Annotated in this window: 15 protein-coding genes; 10 read left to right on the top strand and 5 right to left on the bottom strand. The window is 74.1% G+C overall.

All coding sequences use genetic code 11. The features are described from left to right. Positions 1-197: 197 nt before the first annotated feature. The 3 genes from AC5L34_RS06380 (at position 198) to AC5L34_RS06370 (ending at position 2,383) form a co-directional block, all read left to right on the top strand. The gene (locus tag AC5L34_RS06380) at positions 198-965 is read left to right on the top strand and encodes an SGNH/GDSL hydrolase family protein (protein ID WP_441173868.1); all 768 of its coding nucleotides are present in this window, start codon (positions 198-200) and stop codon (positions 963-965) included. A 3-nt stretch (positions 966-968) separates the two neighbouring features. Continuing rightward, positions 969-1,415: an imidazolonepropionase-like domain-containing protein gene (locus tag AC5L34_RS06375; protein ID WP_441173867.1), complete on the top strand. Its 447-nt coding sequence runs from the start codon at positions 969-971 to the stop codon at positions 1,413-1,415. Positions 1,416-1,480: 65 nt separating this feature from the next. Continuing rightward, positions 1,481-2,383, top strand: coding sequence for a sulfurtransferase (locus tag AC5L34_RS06370; protein WP_441173866.1), 903 nt, complete (start codon positions 1,481-1,483; stop codon positions 2,381-2,383). 112 nt (positions 2,384-2,495) lie between these two features. Here the strand turns inward: AC5L34_RS06370 and AC5L34_RS06365 are convergent, their stop codons facing one another. The 3 genes from AC5L34_RS06365 to AC5L34_RS06355 form a co-directional block, all read right to left on the bottom strand. Further along, positions 2,496-3,677 (bottom strand): hypothetical protein, encoded by a 1,182-nt coding sequence (locus AC5L34_RS06365; protein ID WP_441173865.1) that lies wholly within the window; start codon positions 3,675-3,677, stop codon positions 2,496-2,498. Then, positions 3,674-4,216, bottom strand: coding sequence for a SigE family RNA polymerase sigma factor (locus AC5L34_RS06360; protein WP_441173864.1), 543 nt, complete (start codon positions 4,214-4,216; stop codon positions 3,674-3,676). Before AC5L34_RS06360 ends, AC5L34_RS06365 begins: the two co-directional genes overlap by 4 nt. A 155-nt stretch (positions 4,217-4,371) precedes the next feature. Continuing rightward, positions 4,372-4,950, bottom strand: a complete 579-nt coding sequence (locus AC5L34_RS06355; protein WP_441173863.1) for a TetR/AcrR family transcriptional regulator — start codon at positions 4,948-4,950, stop codon at positions 4,372-4,374. Positions 4,951-5,057: 107 nt separating this feature from the next. Between AC5L34_RS06355 and AC5L34_RS06350 the strand changes: the two genes are divergently transcribed. Beyond that, positions 5,058-6,221 (top strand): FAD-dependent oxidoreductase, encoded by a 1,164-nt coding sequence (locus tag AC5L34_RS06350; RefSeq protein WP_441173862.1) that lies wholly within the window; start codon positions 5,058-5,060, stop codon positions 6,219-6,221. A gap of 12 nt (positions 6,222-6,233) precedes the next feature. Beyond that, a complete protein-coding gene (locus AC5L34_RS06345; protein WP_441173861.1) occupies positions 6,234-6,644 on the top strand; it encodes a VanZ family protein in 411 nt (136 codons plus the stop codon). Here AC5L34_RS06345 and AC5L34_RS06340 read toward each other — a convergent pair. Further along, positions 6,538-7,887 (bottom strand): MFS transporter, encoded by a 1,350-nt coding sequence (locus AC5L34_RS06340; protein WP_441173859.1) that lies wholly within the window; start codon positions 7,885-7,887, stop codon positions 6,538-6,540. The genes AC5L34_RS06345 and AC5L34_RS06340 overlap by 107 nt on opposite strands. A 209-nt stretch (positions 7,888-8,096) precedes the next feature. On the opposite strand from AC5L34_RS06340, the gene AC5L34_RS06335 reads away from it, so the two are divergent. The 3 genes from AC5L34_RS06335 to AC5L34_RS06325 all read left to right on the top strand — a co-directional run bounded on the left by AC5L34_RS06335 (position 8,097) and on the right by AC5L34_RS06325 (position 11,225). Beyond that, positions 8,097-8,720, top strand: a complete 624-nt coding sequence (locus tag AC5L34_RS06335; protein WP_089002753.1) for a TetR/AcrR family transcriptional regulator — start codon at positions 8,097-8,099, stop codon at positions 8,718-8,720. Between the two features lie 77 nt (positions 8,721-8,797). Beyond that, positions 8,798-10,135 (top strand): acetyl-CoA carboxylase biotin carboxylase subunit, encoded by a 1,338-nt coding sequence (locus tag AC5L34_RS06330; RefSeq protein ID WP_441173857.1) that lies wholly within the window; start codon positions 8,798-8,800, stop codon positions 10,133-10,135. A 169-nt stretch (positions 10,136-10,304) separates the two neighbouring features. Beyond that, the gene (locus AC5L34_RS06325) at positions 10,305-11,225 is read left to right on the top strand and encodes a hydroxymethylglutaryl-CoA lyase (RefSeq protein WP_441173856.1); all 921 of its coding nucleotides are present in this window, start codon (positions 10,305-10,307) and stop codon (positions 11,223-11,225) included. An 82-nt stretch (positions 11,226-11,307) separates the two neighbouring features. Here the strand turns inward: AC5L34_RS06325 and AC5L34_RS06320 are convergent, their stop codons facing one another. Then, entirely contained in the window at positions 11,308-11,868 is a 561-nt protein-coding gene (locus tag AC5L34_RS06320; RefSeq protein WP_441173855.1) for a snapalysin family zinc-dependent metalloprotease, read from the bottom strand. Between the two features lie 205 nt (positions 11,869-12,073). Here AC5L34_RS06320 and AC5L34_RS06315 point away from each other — a divergent pair, with 205 nt between their 5' ends. Then, positions 12,074-13,606 (top strand): acyl-CoA carboxylase subunit beta, encoded by a 1,533-nt coding sequence (locus tag AC5L34_RS06315; RefSeq protein ID WP_441173854.1) that lies wholly within the window; start codon positions 12,074-12,076, stop codon positions 13,604-13,606. A 106-nt stretch (positions 13,607-13,712) separates the two neighbouring features. Continuing rightward, positions 13,713-14,867, top strand: a complete 1,155-nt coding sequence (locus AC5L34_RS06310) for an acyl-CoA dehydrogenase family protein (protein ID WP_441173853.1) — start codon at positions 13,713-13,715, stop codon at positions 14,865-14,867. The last annotated feature ends 69 nt before the right edge of the window (positions 14,868-14,936 follow it).

Genomic DNA, 14,936 nt, shown 5'->3' with positions numbered 1-14,936 from the left:
GCCATCGAACTCCATGATCCCGAGCGGAGCGAAGATCAGGCCCCGCCCTCCACGATGACCTCCGCCACGTTTGTCCGTCGGTGCCCCCCGGCACCGGCCCTCCTGGTGAAGACTGTCCCGCGTCGGGAAGGGCCCCTTCCTCCACCGGAAGTGATGACGAGGCGCCCTTCCCCGCCGCACGTCGGAGGGATGATCAGGTGCGCTGGCGCAGTTACGTGGCGGTCGGGGACAGCTTCACCGAGGGCATGGACGACGCGTACCCGGACGGCAGCTACCGGGGCTGGGCGGACCTGGTGGCCACCCGGCTGGCCGCCGAGACCGGCCCCGACTTCCGCTACGCGAACCTGGCCATCCGGGGCCGGCTCTTCCCCGGCGTGGTGGCCGAGCAGGTGCCGGCGGCGCTCGCCATGAAGCCCGACCTGATCAGCTTCGCCGCCGGCGGCAACGACGTGCTGCGCCGCACGTTCGACCCGGACGCCCTGGTGACCCGCTTCGACGACGTGGTGCGCAGGCTGCGCTCCGGCGGCGCCGACGTGGTCCTCTTCCGGTTCGCCGACGTGATGGCCCGGCTGCCCGGTCAGCGGCTCGTCGCGCCCCGGGTGCAGCTGCTCAACCGGGCCGTCGGCGAGACCGCCGAGCGCCACGGCGCGATCCTGGTCGACCTGTACGCCGACGACGCGTACCTGAACCCGATGCTCTGGAGCACCGACCGGCTGCACCTGTCGGAGGTCGGGCACCGTCGGGTCGCCGCGCAGGTGCTCACCGCGCTGGGCGTCGGCTGCGACGAGGATTGGCTGATGGTGCCGCCGCATCCGGCGCCCACGCCCTGGCTGGCCGCCCGCGCCGCCGACCTGCGCTGGGCGGGGCGGCACCTGGCGCCGTGGATCAAGCGCCGCCTCACCGGCCGCTCCTCCGGCGACACGGTCACCGCCAAGCGCCCGTCGCTCGACCCGATCGCCGACTGAGTCGTGCTCACCCTGCACGCCGCGCCGCTGCTGCGGACCGCGCCCGACGCCGCACCCGTCGCCGGGGCCGCCGTCGCGGTCCGGGCCGACCGGATCGTCGCGGTCGGCCCGCTGGCCGAGCTGACCGAGGCGTACGCCGAAGCCCGGATCCGCCGCTGGCCCGGCACGCTCGGGCCGGGGCTGCTGCACGACGGGCCGCTGCCGGTCGCCGACACTCCCCGCGAGCGGGTGCACGCGCTGCTGCGCGTCGGGGTGACCGCCGTGTTGGCCGGTCACCTGACCGATCCGGCGCTGCGGGCCGCCGTGGAGCGCAGCGACCTCCTGGTGCTGCCGGCCCCCGCACCGCCGACGCTGGCACCCGGCGGGCGCGCCGACCTGGCGGTCGTCGACGCCGACGGCGCCTGCCTGGTGACCGTGGTCGCCGGCCGGATCGCCCACCGCCGCGCCTGACCGTCGGGCGACGCCGCTTGCCGATGACCGGCCGCCGGCCCGCGATGCGGCGTACCTTGGGGATCATGTCTGTGCCGAGCGATCCCGATCCCCGACTCCAGTCGTACGCGGACCCGCAGCGGTTGGTCACCACCGAATGGTTGGCCGAGCATTTGGGCGACGAGGGCCTCGTCGTGGTCGAGTGCGACGAGGACGTGCTGCTCTACGACACCGGCCACATCCCGGGTGCCGTGAAGGTGGACTGGCACACCGAGCTGAACGACCAGGTCACCCGCGACTACCTCGACGCGAAGAGCTTCGCCGAGCTGTGCGCCGCCAAGGGCATCGGCCGGGGCGACACGGTCGTCTTCTACGGCGACAACTTCAACTGGTGGGCCGCGTACGCCCTGTGGGTGTTCACCCTCTTCGGCCACCCGGACGTGCGGCTGCTCGACGGCGGGCGGCAGAAGTGGGTCGCCGAGGGGCGCGAGCTGACCCGCGACAAGCCGGCCCGGCCGCACGCCGACTATCCGGTGCCGCAGCGCAACGACGCGCCGGTGCGGGCGTACCGCGAGCAGGTCATGGCGCACGTGGCGGCGGGCCGCCCGCTGGTCGACGTCCGGTCGCCGGGCGAGTACACCGGCGAGATGCTGCACATGCCGGACTACCCGCAGGAGGGCGCGCTGCGCGGCGGGCACATCCCGGGGGCGGTCAGCAAGCCGTGGAAGTCCGCCGCCAACGACGACGGCACGTTCAAGTCGGCGGACGAGCTGCGCGCGATCTACGCCGACCAGCTCGGGCTGAGCCCGGACGACGACATCGTGGCCTACTGCCGCATCGGCGAGCGGTCGAGCCACACCTGGTTCGTGCTGCGGCACCTGCTGGGCTACCCGCAGGTGCGCAACTACGACGGCTCGTGGACCGAGTGGGGCAACCTGGTCCGGGCCCCCGTCGTGAAGGGCGACCAGCCCGGCGGCCTGGCGGGCTGACGCGTCGGCCGGTCCCCGCGCGCCCGTCGCGGTCGCGCGGGGACCGACCCCGCTGTCGTACGACGGCAGGACCGTCGTCGACCTCCCGGCCCGGCGCTTGCCGGCCGCCCGCTCAACCGGCGGCGAGCGACACCGCCCCGAACAGGTTCCGTGTCACGCCCGTGATCTCGCGGGTCTCCGGCCGCCAGCGCAGCAGCCCGCCCGGGTTGTGGCGCAGCAGTACCGCGCCGTCGGAGTCCCAGCCGAGCACCTCGCAGCAGCCCTTCCAGCGGTCCCGGCCCAGGTCGAGCAGGTGAGTCACCACGCGCGTCCGGGCGTTCAGCAGCGCGACGCCCTCCAGCCCGCCCATCGTGTCCGTGGTGATCCAGCCGGCGCGAGCCACCCGGTCTCCGCGCTGCCAGCCACGCCCGTAGAACTCGTCGACCCGGTGACCGGGTGGCAGCGCGCGGAAGTCGACCGCGCCGTAGCTGCGGTGCGTCTCGTCGTCGCTCCACCGGACCGCCGTCAGGTCAGGCGGCGTGCCACCCAGTTCGAGCAGGACGTTCGGCGGGGCCGTCGGGTCGGGCGCGACGACGTTCCAGGGCGACACCGGCACTTTCCGGGCGGTTCCGGTGGCCCGGTCCAGCTCGTACGTGGTGTCGTCGTCGCCGACGAGCAGCCGGTCGCCGGACCAGAGGACGTGCTCCAGGTAGCCCTTGAGCGGGTGGCGGCGCACGGCGGCGGTGGTCAGGTCGACCACGATCACCTCGTCGGTCTGGGCGAAGGCGGCGGTCCGCCCGTCCGGGGAGAGGCTCCCGCTCTTCAGCGGTACCGCCTCGTTGCCCCCGGCGTCGCGGGTCGGGGCGGGGGTGACCACGTCGAGGTCGCGTACGACGCCGTCGTCGCCGAGCACCCGGATCCGGCCGGCGGCGCCGGTCTCGGGGTCGACCGGCTGGTGCAGCGCCAGCGCCTTGCGTACCGGGCGGGCCGAGAGCGTCGCGCCGACCGGGTCGCCGAGGCGGCCCAGCGGGTGCCCGGGATAGGCCAGGTCGGCCGGGGGCGTCTGCACGGGTACGGGGTGCGGGGTCGGGTTCCGGTGCGGTGTCGCGGTGGTGGCCGGTGGTGGCCGGTCGGCGGGGCGCAGGGCGAGTGCCGTACCGCCGGTGAGCAGGGCGACCGCGAGCGCGGTGGCGCCGGCGGCGCGGCGGGCGCGACGCACCCGGCGGGCCCGTTCCCAGCCGGTAGCCGCCGGATGCGCCGGCCGGACGTCCTCGGCGGCGACGGTGAGCAGCCGGTGCAGATCCTCTTCCCTCACGGGTTCACCTCCATGCCGGTGACCAGGTCGCCGGAGCGACCCTCGTCGCGCGCCAACTCGGGTGCCACCTCGCGGAGCCGGCGCAGCGCGGCGTGGCACTGGCTCTTGACGGTGCCGACGGTGACGCCGAGCGCCTCGGCGGTGGCGGCCTCGGTGAGGTCCTCGAAGTAGCGCAGCACGAGCACGGCCCGCTGCCGGGGCGGCAGGTGACCGAGCGCGTCGCGCAGCGCGAGCCGCAGCGTCCCGTCGCCCTCGGCCGTCGCCCGCTCCGGCGGGTACGCGCTCAGCCACTCCCGGCGGCGCCGTCGCCACCAGGAGACGGCGTCGCGGTAGAGGATGGTCCGCACGTACGCGGCCGGGTCGCCCTGCCGCACGACGGGCCAGCACAGGGCCAGCTTGAGCAGGGCCTCCTGGAGCAGGTCCTCGGCCTGGTGCCGGTTGCCGCAGACCAGGTAGGCCGCGCGCAGCAGCCGGTGCTGGTGGCACTCGACGAAGGTGACGTAGCCGTCGCGCCCGTCGTCGGTCGTCGGCGGTCCCATCCGCCCTCCCTCCGGCCGGCCGTCGTGTGTCACAAGTGAGACGCACCGGGCCCGCGAAAGGTTGGGCGGCCGTTCGCCCGAGTGCCGGACGGCGTCGGCGCGACCGACGACCACGCGCCGGGTGGACGGATCTCACCCTGATGGGCGGGGGCCGGTCAGGCGTCGGGTGCGTCGCGCAGGTAGCGCTGGACGGTCGGCGCGATCCAGGCCACCAGCTCAGCCGGGTCGGCGTCGACCACCGGGGGCAGCCGGAGCACGTACCGGGTCAGCGCCAGGCCGAGCATCTGGCTGGCGACCAGCCCCGCCCGCCGGGGGGCCTGCGCCGGTTCCGGCACGACCCGGACCACCGCCGTGGTGAGCTGGTCGGCGAAGATGCCCCGCATCCGCTCGGCCGCCGCCGGGTTGGTGGCGGCCGTACGCAGCAGCGCGGCCATCGTCCCGTCGGTCTCCCACCGGTCGACGAAGTGCCGGACCAGCAGCTCGCCGAGCCGTTCGGGTGGCGCGTCGGCCAGCTCGGGCAGCCGCAGGTCGAACTCGGCCGCCGCCGCGAAGAGCCCCTCCTTGCTGCCGTAGTAGCGCATCACCATCGACGGGTCGATCCGCGCGTCCGCCGCGATGGCCCGGATGGTCGCCCGGTCGTAGCCGTCGGCGGCGAAGCGTTCGCGGGCGGCGCGGAGGATCGCCGCCCGGGTGGCGTCGGAGCGGCGGGTACGGGTCGGCGCGGCGTCGGTCATGCCCACGACCGTATGCCAACACCTGTTGACAATCCATCGGCGGCCGGCCTAACGTTGCCAACAAGCGTTTGCCAACAGGCGTTGGCATGGACGGACGGAGGCCGACGATGCTGCCCACGAACACGGACGTCCTGGTGGTGGGTGCCGGCCCGACGGGGCTCACCGCCGCGCTGACCCTCGCCCGGGGCGGGGTCGACGTGACCGTGGTCGACCGGCTGGACCGGCCGCCGCAGACCTCCCGGGCGGCGGTGGTGCACGCGTACACCCTGGAGACGCTGGACCGGATCGGTGCCGGCGCCCCGCTGGTGGCGCGCGGGCTGCGGTCGCCGGGTTTCACCGTCCGCGACCGCGACCGGGCGCTGCTCACCGTGCCGTTCGACACGCTGCCCTCCCGGCACGCCTACGCGCTGATGGTGTCCCAGTCGGTCACCGAGGAGGTGCTCGCCGGGCAGCTCGCCGCGCTCGGCGTCCCGGTGCTGCGTCCGTACGCGTTGACCGGGCTGGCCCCCGACGCGGCCGGCGTGGTCGCCACGTTCGCAGGCGGCGCGACGGTCCGGGCCCGCTACCTGGTCGGCGCCGACGGGATGCACAGCACGGTGCGGGAGCGGGCCGGGATCGGCTTCTCCGGTGCGGCCGGCGGCGAGGAGTCGTTCGTCCTCGCCGACGTCCGGCTGGAGAGCGCGCTGCCCCGCGACCGGGTGTCCCTCTTCCTGGCCCGCTCCGGCCCGCTGGTCTGGGCGCCGCTGCCCGACGGGGTGGTGCGGCTGGTCGCGGCGGTTGCCGAGGCCCCCGCCGTCCCCGACCGGGCACACCTCCAGGCGCTGCTCGATGAGCGCGGGCCGAGCCGCCGGCCGGACCGGGTGACGGAGGTGCTCTGGGGCTCCCGGTTCCGGATCCACCACCGGATCGCCGACACCTTCCGCCGGGGGCCGGTGCTGCTCGCCGGCGACGCCGGGCACGTGCACAGCCCCGCTGGCGGCCAGGGGATGAACCTCGGCATCGTGGACGCGGTCGACCTCGGCGCCACGCTCGCCGACGTGCTGGCCGGCGCTTCGGACACGCTGCTCGACGCGTACGCGGCCCGGCGCCGCCCGATGGCCGAGGAGGTGGTGGCCCTCGCCGCCCGGCTGACCCGGCTCGCCACCCTGCCGCCGGCCGCCCGGCCGGCCCGGAACCTGCTGTTCCGGCTGCTCGGCGCCGTGCCGCCGGCCCGGCACCGGGTCGCGATGCGCCTCTCCGGCCTGCACCACCGCGACGGGGCGCGCGGCTAGGCTGCCGGTGCGGTGGCCGGCACCGTGCCGTGGGTGTGGATGATCCTCACTCCCCGGCCCGCGCCCCGGCAGGTCGACCCGGTGCCGCTGCGCGACCTGGCGGACCTGCCGACCGGGCCGCCGACGACCGCCGTGGTCCAGGTCGTCGGCAACCTGCTGGTCTTCGCCGCGCTGGGCTTCTTCGCCCCGGTACGCGTGGCCGCCCTGGCCGGCGTCGGCCGGCTTTTCCTGCTCGGGGCGGCCGGTTCCGTGCTGGTCGAGGCGCTCCAGTACGCGCTCGACCTCGGCCGGGTGTCCTCGGCCGACGACGTGCTGCTCAACGCGACGGGCGCCGCCCTGGCCGGGCTGCTGTCCCGGCGCTGGTGGGCGCGGCGGCCGGTGCCGGCGGGACCGGCCGCAGCAACCGCCACACCGCGAGTGTGACCAGCACGAAGACCCCGGCCAGCGCCGCCGCCACCGGCCCCACCCCGTACGCCGCGCCGCCCAGCCCGGCGAGCGTCGCCCCGACCGGCGCGGTGAGCAGGCCGACCAGCCGCTGGGCGGCGCCCACCCGACCGAGCAGGGCGGCCGGCACGTGGCGCTGCCCGTACGAGGCCCAGAGGCTGTTCCACACCGTCGTGCCGGCCGCGAACACGGCCAGCGCCAGCCCGCCGGGCACGGGGTGCCGGGCCAGCGCCAGCCCGGTCAGCGCGACGGCCTGGCCGGCGAGTACGAGGCGCAGCGCGGGCACCGTGCCGAGGTGGGCGGCCAGCCGGCCAGCCCCGAGTCCCCCGGCGAGCCCACCGAGGACGGCCCCGGCGGCGAAGAGGCCGTACCCGGCCGGCGGCACCCGCAGCACGTCGAGCGCGTAGAGCACCAGCACCGCCATCAGTCCGCTGATCGCCAGGTTGCATCCGGCTGTCGCCACGGTCAGCCGCCACAGCATCGCGTCGCCGCGTACCCACCGCATCCCCTCGACGGCCTCCCGCCACACCGCCCGCCCTCGCTCCGGGCCCCTCTCCGGGCCCCTCTGCGGGCGACGAGATCGCGAATCGGGGCGAAGGGGCTGCGTCTCGGGGCGACGGGGTCGCGTCTCCGGGCGGCGGGGGCGCGGCGGGGTCGGGCGCAGGGCGAGGGTCAGCAGGGCGGCGCAGAGGAACGTGAGCGCGTCGACGGCGAACGGCAGCGGCGCGGCGAGGGCGAACAGCACGCCGGCGGCCGGGGCGCCGAGGAAGCCACCCGCCACCGCCGACCCGGCCTGGAGGCGGCCGTTGGCGCGGGGCAGCGCGGCCGGCGGCACCACCGACGGCAGCAGCGCGAACGAGGCGGAGTCGAAGAGGGTGCCGAGCGCGGCGAGCAGGAACGCCACCGTCACCAGCGCGGCGCCGCCCGCCCCGTCGAGGGCGACCGCGACGGCGAGTCCGCCGACCACCGCCGCGCGCAGGCCGTCCACCACCGCCATCGTCCGACGGCGGTCCCAGCGGTCCGCGTACACGCCGCCGAGCAGGCCGAACAGCAGCGGCGGGAGTTGCCCGGCCACGGTCACCGCCGCGATCACCCGGGGATCGCGGGTCAGCGTCGCGGCCAGCAGCGCCAGTGCCGGCGTACGCAGGGCGTCGCCCAGGCGCGAGGACACGGCGGCGGACCAGAGCAGTCGGTAGTCGCGGCCGAGCGGGGGTGCGGTCATGCGGCGACCCTCGGGGCTCGACCCGGTCGAGGGTCAAGGGCCACGGCGCCGTAGGGGCGAGGCCCCGGCCGCCCCGCCGCTCCTCCTGCGCGCGCAGGACCGCATGCCCGCCCTGGGGCCCCGGACCTGGCATCACGGGCGGCGGACGTGAGCCAACCGACGGGTAACGGAGGCTCCACGCCGGGCCGGTCGAGGTCTACGCTTGCCCGGTGACGGTGGAGCAGCAGGCACGGGGCAGGGCGAACGGTGCCGCGGGGTCCGGCCGGCGCCGGTCCCGCAGGGACGAGATCCTGGAGATCGCGGTCGGCCTCTTCGCCTCCCGGGGCTACCACGGCGTCTCGATGGACGACATCGGCGCGGCCGCCGGCGTCACCGGCCCGGCGCTCTACCACCACTTCGCCGGCAAGGAAGCCATGCTGGTCGCCGCGCTGATCCCGGTCAGCGAGGAGCTGCTGGCCGGGGGCCAGCAGCGGTCCGCCGGCCACCCCGACGACCCGCGCGGCGCGCTGGAGTCGCTGATCGACTTCCATGTCGACTTCGCGCTGGCCAACCCGGCGGTGATCGCCCTGCACCTGCACGAGCTGGACCGCCTCCCCGACGAGCCGCGCCGCCGGATCCGCCGGCTCCAGCGGCTCTACGTCGAGCAGTGGGTGACGGTGCTGACCGCGCTGCACCCGGGCATGCCCGACGGCGAGGCACGGGTGCTGGCCCACGCCGCGTTCGGCCTGATGAACTCGACGCCGTTCCTGGGCGGCGAGGTGGACCGGCGCCGCCGTGCCGAGCTGCTCCGCGCCGCCACCCTGGCCGCCCTCCTGGCCCATCCCGGCTCCTGACCCCGGGCCAACTCGTCAGTAACCTTCCGGCCATGGTTCCCTAGCACCGTCCCGACCCCTGGACGCTGGGAGGAAACATGATCGAGTCGCTGCTGGTCGCCAACCGGGGCGAGATCGCCCGCCGGATCATCCGGACCGCCAGGCGGCTCGGCATCCGCGCGATCGCGGTGCACTCGGAGGCCGACGCCGACCTGCCGTTCGTGACGGAGGCCGACGAGGCGGTGTGCGTGGGACCGGCCAACCCGGCCCAGAGCTACCGCAACGTCGAGGCCATCCTCGCCGCCGCCAAGTCGACCGGTGCGCAGGCCATCCACCCCGGCTACGGCTTCCTGTCGGAGAACGCGGACTTCGCCCGTACCGTCGAGGCGAGCGGTCTCGTCTGGATCGGGCCCGGCGCGGACGCGATCACCGCGATGGGCGACAAGATCAACGCCCGGAACCTGATGGCGGCGGCCGGCGTGCCGGTCGCGCCCGGCACCACCGACCCGGCGGCCGACCTCGACGCGGCGGTCGCGGCGGCGGCGGAGATCGGCTACCCGGTGATGGTCAAGGCCGCGGCCGGTGGCGGCGGCATGGGCATGGGCGTGGCGACCGACGAGGCCGCGTTGCGCACCGAGTACGACAAGGTGCGCTCCTTCGCCGAGCGCATGTTCGGCGACGGCTCGGTGCTGATCGAGCGGTACTTCCCCCGGGTGCGCCACGTCGAGGTGCAGATCCTGGGCCTGGCCGACGGCCGGGTGGTGGCCCTCGGCGAGCGGGAGTGCTCGGTGCAGCGGCGCAACCAGAAGCTGGTCGAGGAGTCGCCGTCGCCGGCGGTCTCCCCGGAGCTGCGCGAGCGCATCCTGGCCGCCGCCGTGCGCGCCGGCGAGGCGGTGGAATACCGCAACGCGGGCACGGTCGAGTGCCTGCTCGATCCCGCGACGCAGGAGTTCTTCTTCCTGGAGATGAACACGCGTCTCCAGGTGGAGCACCCCGTCACCGAACTGGTCTACGGCGTCGATCTGGTCGAGGAGCAGCTGCGGGTGGCCGCCGGCCTGGCGCCGACCTTCGACCCGGACGCGCTCGCCCCGCGCGGGCACGCCATCGAGCTGCGGATCAACGCCGAGGACCCGAAGCGCTTCCTGCCCGGCCCCGGCGTGATCAAGACCTGGGTGGAGCCGACCGGCGAGGGCGTACGGGTGGACTCGGGCTACGTCGAGGGCAACACGGTCACCCCGTTCTACGACAGCCTGATGGCCAAGCTGATCGTCGACGGCGCGACCCGGGCCGAGGCGATCGAGCGGGCGCGGGCGGCGGTGGCCGCCTTCGACCTGGCCGGCCCCAAGAACAACCTCCCCTTCTTCGCCGAGCTGCTGGAGAACGAGGAGTTCCTCTCCGGCGACTACGACACGGGCATCGTCTCCCGCATGCGCTGACCCACCCCGGCCCCGGTTTCGCCGCGTCGATCATGAGGTTGGCCGTGCGATTCGTCGCTGTTGTCGCGGTCAACCTCATGATCGACGCGGCTGGGTGCGGAACGGGCGGGGTGGGTGGGAGGCTGGAGGGACCCAGCACAAGCACTGCGTCACAGTGAGGTGACCCCTTATGGCGGAAATGCCGAACTCCGTGTCGATCCGGGAGGTCGGGCCGCGCGACGGGCTCCAGAACGAGGAGCCGATCCCGACCGAGGCCAAGGTGCGGCTGCTCGACGCCCTCTCCGGCACGGGGGTGAAGCGGATCGAGGCCGTCTCCTTCGTGCACCCGAAGGCGATCCCGCAGATGGCCGACGCCGACGAGGTGTGGCAGCGGGCCGCGAAGGCCGACGGCGTGCGCTACTCGGCGCTGGTGCCGAACACCCGGGGAGCGCAGCGGGCGCTGGCCGCCGGGTTCACCGAGATCGAGGTCGTGGTCTCGGCCAGCGACACGCACAACCGGCGCAACGTCAACCGCTCCACCGAGGAGTCGCTGGACGACATCGCCGAGCTGATCGACCTGCTGCACGGCGCCGGCGCGCAGGCCGAGGTGATCGTCGCGACCAGCTTCGGCTGCCCGTACGAGGGGGACACCGATCCGGCCCGGGTGGCCACCATCGTGGACCGGGTGGTCCGCGACGGCGCCGACCGGGTGGCCTTCGGCGACACCACCGGCATGGGTACGCCCCGGCGGGTGCGCGAGCTGCTGACGGCGGTACGCGACCGCAACGCGCACATTCCCGTGCTGCTGCACTTCCACAACACCCGGGGCACCGCGCTGGCCAACATGCTGACCGCCCTGGAGCTGGGGGTGACCGAGTTCGACGCCAGCGTCGGCGGTCTCGGCGGCTGCCCGTACGCGCCCGGAGCCAGCGGGAACCTGGCCACCGAGGAGGCGGTGCACATGCTGCACGACATGGGCGTCGACACCGGCATCGACCTGGACGCCCTGATCGAGGTGGCCGAGCTGGCCGAGGAACTGGTCGGCAGGCAGCTTCCGTCCGGGGTGCTCCGCGCGGGCCCGCGTACCCGGCTGACGCCGCTGCCGGGCTGACCACACGTAGACGCCGCTGCCGGGGTGACCGCACGCGGGGAGGGGCCGGCACGATGCCGGCCCCTCCGACGTGCCCGGTCGGTCAGCCCACCGTGGCGGGCGTGGCCGGCCAGCTGTCGCGGAAGATCTGCGACCCGACGCGGTTCGTGCTGAGAGTGCCGGCGAAGAGGCTGGACACCCGGTTGGCCTCGGTGGTGCTCGGGTACGGGTTGGTGCAGCTGGTGCCGGCGCTGCCACCGGACATCAGCAGCGCGCAGTTGCCGTTGTAGTTGTCGGGCAGGCCGAGGATGTGCCCGATCTCGTGCGTCATGATCCGCAGCGGGCTGTACTGCTGGGCCTGCTGGGTGTCGATGTAGACCCGCCCGTTGCCGAGGCTGGTCCGGACGGCGTACGAGCCACCGCCGGTGATCTGGTAGATCCGCAGGTTGGAACCGCAGTTCGCCGTGAGCGTCAGGTTCGACGTGGCGTTGTTCCAGATCGAGGCGGCCTGGTTGGCCGTGCCGGCGAAGCTGCCCGCCTGGCTGGTGTTGTAGCAGATGGTCATGGCAGCCGAGGCGGGCGTCGGGTTGGCGACCGTGACGCCGAGGGTGGCGAGCGCCGTCGCGGCGAACGCGGCCGCGAGCCGGTTGAGTCGTGAGGTCATCGCTGACTCCGATCCGGGAGGAGGGGTGTCCGGAGCGTAGCCCCACAAATCCATGATTTTCAATGTCTTGCGGACGGTTGCGACCCGGTGCCGACTCCTCCGCGCCCGCGGCTCGCCGAGCACCGTGCGGATGCGCTAGCCTAACGATCGTTCAGGTCAGTCGGTCCGCCGCGAGGTGACCGGCTCAGGTGGCGAGGGAGTCGGCGTGACGCTCGACGGTGAGGCACTGGAGCAGCTGCGCAAGCGGGCCCGGGCCGGCGGTGCGGACAAGTACCACGCGGCGAACGCCGCCAAGGGCAAGCTCTTCGCCCGGGAGCGGGTCGCGCTCCTGGTGGACGAGGGCTCCTTCGTCGAGGACGGTCTCTACGCCAACGCGATGGCCGAAGGGCTCCCGGCCGACGGCGTCGTCACCGGCACCGCCACCATCGACGGCCGCCCGGTCTGCCTGATGGCGAACGACTCCACGGTCAAGGCGGGCAGCTGGGGCGCCCGCACCGTCGAGAAGATCATCCGGATCATCGAGCGGGCCTACTCGACCAGCGTGCCGATGGTCTACCTGGTCGACTCGGCCGGCGCCCGGATCACCGACCAGGTCGACCTCTTCCCCGGCCGTCGCGGCGCCGGCAAGATCTTCTGGAACCAGGTCCGCGCCTCCGGCTCCATCCCGCAGGTCTGCGCGCTGTTCGGGCCGAGCGCGGCCGGCGGGGCGTACATCCCGGCGTTCTGCGACGTGGTCGCCATGGTCGACGGCAACGCCAGCATGTACCTCGGCTCCGACCGGATGGTCGAGATGGTCACCGGCGAGAAGACCACGCTGGAGGCCATGGGCGGGGCCAAGGTGCACTGCGCCGAGTCCGGCGTCGGGCACTTCCTCTGCAAGACCGAGGCCGACGCCCTCGACGTGGTGCGGCGCTACCTGTCCTACCTCCCGACCAACTGGACGCAGCAGCCGCCGGCCGCGCCCGCCGTCGAGGCGCCCGAGACGGCCGACCTGGCCGCGCTGGTGCCGGCGAGCGAGCGGCAGGCGTTCGACATGCGGCGGTACGTCAAGGGCCTGCTCGACGACGGCTCCTTCTTCGAGATCCAGGCGCTCTGGGCCAAGGAGCTCACGATCGGCTTCGGCCGGCTGAACGGCGAGGTCGTCGGCGTGGTCGGCAACAACTCGATGTTCAAGGGCGGCGTGCTCTTCGTCGACTCGGCCGACAAGGCGACCCGCTTCGTGCAGCTCTGCGACGCGTTCAACGTGCCGCTGCTGTTCCTCTCCGACGTGCCCGGGTTCATGGTCGGCAGCGCGGTGGAGAAGCAGGGCATCATCCGCCATGGCGCCAAGATGATCACCGCGATCTCGGAGGCGACCGTACCCAAGATCTGCGTGGTGGTCCGCAAGGCGTACGGCGCCGGCCTCTACGCGATGGCCGGTCCCGGCTTCGAGCCGGACGCCACGATCGCGCTGCCCACCGCCAAGATCGCGGTGATGGGCGCGGAGGCGGCGGTCAACGCGGTCTACGCGAACAAGATCGCGGCGATCGGGGACGAGTCCGAGCGGGCCGCGTTCGTCGCCGCGAAGCGCGAGGAGTACGAGCGCGACATCGACGTGGTGCGGCTCGCCAGCGAGCTGGTCGTCGACGCGATCGTCGAGCCGCACGAGCTGCGTGTCGAGCTGGTCCGCCGGTTCGCCGCCGCCCGCACCAAGGAGCGGCACTTCTCCCGGCGCCGGCACGGCGTCACCCCGGTCTGATCCGTCGCCGGCCCACCCGGCCGGCCCGGATCCGCACCGCGCACCAGCGACCCGTCCGTTCCCGGCGTCACGAGCGCCCGGCGGCCCATCCACACAGGAGGATTCCATGGACTTCCGGCTCACCGAGGAGCAAGAGGCGCTGCGGGAGAGCGTGCGGGAATTCGCGCGCGAGGTGGTCGCCCCGGTCATCGCCGAGCACTACGAGAAGCACACCTTCCCGTACGAGGTGATCCGGCAGATGGGCAAGATGGGCCTGTTCGGCCTGCCCTTCGCCGAGGAGCACGGCGGCATGGGCGGCGACTACTTCGCGCTCTGCCTCGCGCTGGAGGAGCTGGCCCGGGTCGACTCCAGCGTGGCGATCACCCTGGAGGCGGCGGTCTCGCTGGGCGCGATGCCGATCTACCGCTTCGGCACCGAGGAGCAGAAGGCGACGTGGCTGCCGAAGCTGCTCAGCGGGGAGGCGCTGGCCGGCTTCGGGCTGACCGAGCCGGGCACCGGCTCGGACGCCGGGGGCACCCAGACCCGCGCGGTGCTCGACGAGTCGACCGGCGAGTGGGTGATCAACGGATCCAAGGCGTTCATCACCAACTCGGGCACCGACATCACCGCGCTGGTCACCGTCACCGCGGTCACCGGCACCCGCCCGGACGGCTCCAAGGAGCTCTCCACCATCATCGTGCCCTCCGGCACCCCGGGCTTCACCGTCGCGCCGGGCTACTCCAAGGTCGGCTGGAACGCCTCGGACACCCACGAGCTGACCTTCGACGACTGCCGGGTGCCGGCGGCGAACCTGCTCGGCCAGCGCGGCCGGGGCTTCGCCCAGTTCCTGCGCATCCTCGACGAGGGGCGGATCGCCATCGCCGCCCTGGCCGTCGGCCTCGCCCAGGGCTGCGTCGACGAGTCGGTCAGGTACGCGAAGGAGCGCCAGGCGTTCGGCCAGCCGATCGGCAACTACCAGGCGATCCAGTTCAAGATCGCCGACATGGAGATGAAGGCGCACACCGCCCGCCTGGCCTACTACGACGCGGCGGCGCGGATGCTCGCCGGTGAGCCGTTCAAGCGGCAGGCCGCCATCGCCAAGCTGCACGCCAGCACCATCGCCGTGGACAACGCCCGCGAGGCGACCCAGATCCACGGCGGCTACGGCTTCATGAACGAGTACCCGGTGGCGCGCTTCTGGCGCGACTCCAAGATCCTGGAGATCGGCGAGGGCACGTCCGAGGTGCAGCGCATGATCATCGCCCGCGACCTGGGCATGTGACCCGGCTCGGGCCCGGTGGCGTGGGGCGGCCCCCTCCGCGCCACCGGGCCCGTCGCGTGTCGTCGTCCC

The sequence above is a fragment of the Micromonospora sp. ZG13 genome, from assembly GCF_059359355.1.
The sequence above is the reverse complement of the archived record's forward strand: the minus strand, read 5'-3'. Positions and strand labels throughout refer to the sequence as shown.

Excerpts from the sequence above, each read along its gene's own strand:
- AC5L34_RS06325 (WP_441173856.1), top strand. The coding sequence starts at position 10,305 with ATGGCGGAAATGCCGAACTCCGTGTCGATCCGGGAGGTCGGGCCGCGC.
- AC5L34_RS06350 (WP_441173862.1), top strand. The coding sequence starts at position 5,058 with ATGCTGCCCACGAACACGGACGTCCTGGTGGTGGGTGCCGGCCCGACG.
- AC5L34_RS06320 (WP_441173855.1), bottom strand. The coding sequence starts at position 11,868 with ATGACCTCACGACTCAACCGGCTCGCGGCCGCGTTCGCCGCGACGGCG.
- AC5L34_RS06355 (WP_441173863.1), bottom strand. The coding sequence starts at position 4,950 with ATGACCGACGCCGCGCCGACCCGTACCCGCCGCTCCGACGCCACCCGG.
- AC5L34_RS06370 (WP_441173866.1), top strand. The coding sequence starts at position 1,481 with ATGTCTGTGCCGAGCGATCCCGATCCCCGACTCCAGTCGTACGCGGAC.
- AC5L34_RS06340 (WP_441173859.1), bottom strand. The coding sequence starts at position 7,887 with ATGACCGCACCCCCGCTCGGCCGCGACTACCGACTGCTCTGGTCCGCC.
- AC5L34_RS06330 (WP_441173857.1), top strand. The coding sequence starts at position 8,798 with ATGATCGAGTCGCTGCTGGTCGCCAACCGGGGCGAGATCGCCCGCCGG.
- AC5L34_RS06360 (WP_441173864.1), bottom strand. The coding sequence starts at position 4,216 with ATGGGACCGCCGACGACCGACGACGGGCGCGACGGCTACGTCACCTTC.
- AC5L34_RS06310 (WP_441173853.1), top strand. The coding sequence starts at position 13,713 with ATGGACTTCCGGCTCACCGAGGAGCAAGAGGCGCTGCGGGAGAGCGTG.